The organism is Rhodococcus sp. (in: high G+C Gram-positive bacteria), assembly GCF_049286785.1.
In the GTDB taxonomy this organism is placed as follows: Bacteria; Actinomycetota; Actinomycetes; order Mycobacteriales; family Mycobacteriaceae; genus Rhodococcus_F.
In genome coordinates this window covers 1-4522 of the sequence record NZ_JBAQEO010000841.1, presented here as the reverse complement: position 1 = coordinate 4522, position 4522 = coordinate 1, and the positions used below count along the sequence as shown (strand labels likewise).

Sequence of the window (4522 nt, the reverse complement as noted above, 5' to 3'; positions counted from 1 at the left end):
GTGCTGCGGGCGGGGGCCGTGTGCCTTCCGGTGTCGCTCGATCTGCCCACCGAACGCGTCCGCTACATGCTGGCCGATGTGGCGCCGTCGGTGCTGCTCACCCGCGCGGTGGACGCGGAACTGATTCCGGCCGGCGGGTACGCACGTCTGCTGCTCGAGCATCTGGAGGTCGCCGCCGAACCGAGCCGGCCGGCGCAGCAGATCCGCGCGGACGTGGCCGCGTATGTGCTGTGCCCTGCCGGGTCGGAGCCGGTGGCGCTCACCCACGCCAACGTGCTGGCCCGGTTGGGTGCGGGGAACGACTGCGACCGGGTGATCACCGGCATCTGGAGATCGCTGGTGGCCGGCGAGCGCGTGGTGATCGACCGCCACCATCGGCCGCACCGGGTGGATCCGGACGCCGGACTGCGCGCCTACGTGCTGGACGGGTCGCTGCGGCCCGTCCCCCCGGGCACCGAGGGTGAGTTGTATGTGGGCGGGGCGCAGGTGGCCCGAGGTTTCCACCGCCGATTTGCTGCCACGGCAGGACGATTCGTGGCTGATCCCTTCATGCAGGAGGCGACCGGAAACGGTGCGGGTGCCCGCATGTACCGCACGGGGGAACGGGTGCGGCAGGTCGACGGCAGAATTGTCCGCCCGGATCGGGAAGCCGCGGGCAGCGGCCTCGCGCGTTGGCGTCGCGCACTGCAGGGCGTCGGCTCCCCGTCACCGGTGCCCACCGACCGGATGGCGGGCGGCGGCGACACCGCCTGGCCGGGTTCGGCGATCGAATTCTCGATCGGTGCAGCCCAGCATCAGGCGGCGCTCCGGGTGGCCCGCGGTGAAGGCGCCACGCTGTTCACGGTGCTGCGCGCCACGCTGGCGGTGCTGCTGGCCCGGATGGGTGTGCACCGCGACATCGTGATCGGCGGCGAGGCCGGGCAGGCGCACCATGAGGTGAACACCTTGGCACTGCGCGCGCGGGTGGCGCCCGAGATGCCGTTCTCCGCGGTGCTCGCGCAGGTGCGGGATTTCGATGTGGCCGCGTTCGAGAATGCCGACGTGCCGTTCGAGGCCCTCGCCGATCTGCTCGGCGGGCGCCGTCCCCAGGTGGCGCTGGCACTGGCCCCCACCACCAGGAAGCAGACGGCCACATCACCTTTCGATCTGGCCTTCACCTATTCCGAGTGCTGGACGGGCCGCGATCCGGCCGGTATGGATGCCGTGATCACCTACAACGGGGCCCTGTTCGACGCCGAGACGGTGCGCTCGCTGGCCGCGCTGTTCGCGGATCTGCTGGCGTCGGTCACCGACACCCCGGAGGCGCAGGTGGGCAGCATCGCGCTGTCACCCGGTCCGCCACTGGACGGCGGAACCCCCAGCGAACCGCGCACGCTCGCCGATATCCTCACTGGCACCGCAGCCACCTACCCGGACGCCCCCGCGCTCACCGACGGTGCCGTCACCCTCACCTACCGGGAACTCGACGCGCGGTCCGATGCGCTGGCCCGAGCCCTGATCGGCAAGGGCGCGGCACCGGGACGGGTGGTGGCGCTGGGCCTGCCGCGCTCCGTCGACTTCATGATCGCGCTGTGGGCCGTCACCAAGACCGGTGCCGCGTACCTGCCGGTGGATCCGACGCACCCGGCCGAACGCCTGGAACGGGTGCTCACCGAGGCCGGCGTGCAGGTCGGTGTGGGGGAGATGGCCGTCGGTGCGGGCATCGCCTGGACGCCGGTGACGGCGGGAGACCGGCTGGAAGGCAGTGGGCTGGAAGGCGCTGGGCCGGTGCGTGTTCCGGTGTCGGTGGACGAGCTGGCTTACATCATCTACACCTCCGGTTCCACCGGCACACCCAAGGGGGTGATGGTGTCGCATCGCGGACTCTCCACCCTCGCCGAGGACGGGGTGCGCCGGTACCGCGTCACCCCGCAGTCGCGAGTGGCGCACGGCTACAACCCCACCTTCGATGCGGCCCTGCACGAGATGCTGCTGGCGTTCGGCTCCGGTGCCTGCCTGGCGGTCATCCCCGCCGACGTGTACGCGGGTCCGGACCTGCACCGGGTGCTGGTGGAACGCGGCGTCACGCACTACCTGTCCACCCCCGCCGTGCTCACCTCGCTGGACCCGCACGGACTCGAACACCTCGAGGTGGTGGCGGTGGGAGGTGAGGCACTGTCCACCGAACTCGCCGCGACCTGGAGCAAGGGCCGGCTGATGCTCAATGCCTACGGCCCCACCGAGTCCACCGTGGCGGCCACCATTACCGAGGTGGCGGGGCAGGTGACTATCGGCAGTCCCATTCCCGGCACCACGGCGCTGGTACTCGACGACCGATTACGGCACGTCCCCGTCGGCGGAATCGGTGAACTGTATTTGTGCGGGACCGGTCTTGCCCGCGGATATGTGGGTGACCAGGGCCGCACCGCAACACGATTCGTTGCGCATGCGTCCGGTGCGCGCATGTACCGTACGGGTGATCTGGTGCATCGGCGCGCCGACGGCAACCTGCACTTCATCGCCCGGGTGGATCGACAGGTGAAGATTCGCGGTGTCCGCATCGAGCCCGGTGAGGTGGATGCGGCCATCAAGCGCCTCGCCGACGTGGACGGTGCCCTCACCCTGCCCCGATCGGGCGCGGCGGGCGCCGACGCCCTGGTCTCCTACGTGGTGCCGCGCGGTGCCCTCGACGTCGACGTGCTCCGCACCCGGCTCGAGGACGCGTTGCCGTCGTATCTGGTGCCTGCGGCGATCGTGGTGCTCGACGCGTTTCCGCTCAACACCTCGGGCAAGGTGGACGCGAAAGCGTTGCCGGCCCCGGTGATCGAGACCCACGCCTTTCGTGCGCCCGAGTCGGCGGTGGAGCAGACCGTGGCCGCCGTGTTCGCCGAGGTGCTGCACGTGGAACACGTGGGTCTCGATGACGACTTCTTCGCCCTCGGCGGCAACTCCCTGATCGCCACACAGCTGGCGGCCCGGCTGGGTGCGGCCCTCGATGCGCACGTGCCGGTGCGGTTGCTGTTCGAGGCGTCGACGGTGGCGGCGCTGGCCGAGCGGGTGGCGTCCGAGGTGGGCGCGAGCAGGCGCGTGCCGCTGGCACCGCGGGTGCGGCCCGAACGCATTCCGCTGTCGCTCGCGCAGCAGCGGATGTGGTTCCTGAGCCGGTTCGCCCCCGAATCACCCGCCTACAACATCCCTGTCGCCGTCCGGCTCACCGGTGACCTCGACGTGGACGCCCTGCAGGCGGCGGTGCGGGATGTGCTGGACCGGCACGAATCGCTGCGAACGGTGTTCCCGGAGATCGACGGTGAGCCGGTGCAGGTGGTGCTGCCCGCTGATCGGGTGGATCTGGATCTGACCCCCACCGCAGTCGCGGCCGACGCCGTGGACGGGCACGTGCTGTCGGTGGTGGCACGCGGATTCGACGTCACCACCGCCGTCCCCCTCCGCGGCCGCCTGCTGCAGGTGAGCGAGCACGAATTCGTGCTGGTGATCGTGGTGCACCACAACAGCGGCGACGGTTTCTCCACCGTCCCGCTCGCCCGCGACGTGATGATGGCGTACGCGGCGCGGTCGACCGGTAACAGCCCGGCGTGGGCGCCGCTGCCGGTGCAGTACGCCGACTTCGCGCTGTGGCAGCGCGAGATCCTGGGCTCCGAGGACAATCCACAGTCGCTCGCCGCCCGGCAACTCGACTACTGGACGCACAAGCTCGCCGGTATCCCGGAAATGCTGGAGCTCCCCACCGACCGCCCGCGGCCTGCCAACCCGACGAACCGCGGTGCCTCGCTGCCGGTGACGATCGACGCCGCCACCCACGCACGGCTCGCGGCCCTTGCCCAGCAGCACAATACGACGCTGTTCATGGTGGTGCACGCCGCGCTGGCGGTGCTACTGGCCCGGGTGACCGAGACGTCCGACATCGTGATCGGCACTCCCGTGGCCGGCCGCGGGGAGCGGGAACTCGACGATCTAGTGGGCATGTTCGTGAACACCCTGGTGCTGCGCACCGAGGTGGAGGCGACCGCGCCGCTCTCGGACGTGCTGGGCCACGTGCGCGAAACCGACCTGAGTGCTATCGCCTACTCGGACGTGCCGTTCGAGCGGCTGGTCGAGATCATGAACCCGGCCCGCTCGCAGTCGTATTCGGCGTTGTTCCAGGTGTTGCTGGCGTTCCAGAATCAGACCGACGCGGTGCTGGAGTTGCCGGGCCTCACCATCGCGCCCCTCGACCTGGACGTGGGCGCCACCAAGTTCGATCTCGATGTCACCCTCTCGGACACCTACGACCAGGAGGGCGCCGCCGCCGGGATCACCGGCGCGCTCACCTACGCCACCGAACTGTTCGATCCGGCCAGCGCAGCCCGCCTGGCGGAGATGCTGAAGCGAGTGCTCGACGCCTTCGTCACCGACCCCGCGGTGCTGGTGGGGGACGTTCCGCTGACCACCGAGGCCGAGCAGGCGCGGATTCTGAGGACCTGGAACGCCACCGACGTGGACGTCCGCCCCGAGACTCTGGTGGATCTTCTCGATGCGCAGGCCG

1 protein-coding gene is annotated in these 4522 nt (G+C 70.4%); it reads left to right on the top strand.

What is annotated here, in order from left to right; translation table 11 throughout:
- Positions 1-4522, top strand: a 4522-nt coding sequence (locus tag WAW17_RS30095; RefSeq protein ID WP_422336509.1) for an amino acid adenylation domain-containing protein, incomplete at both ends; no start/stop codon positions are given.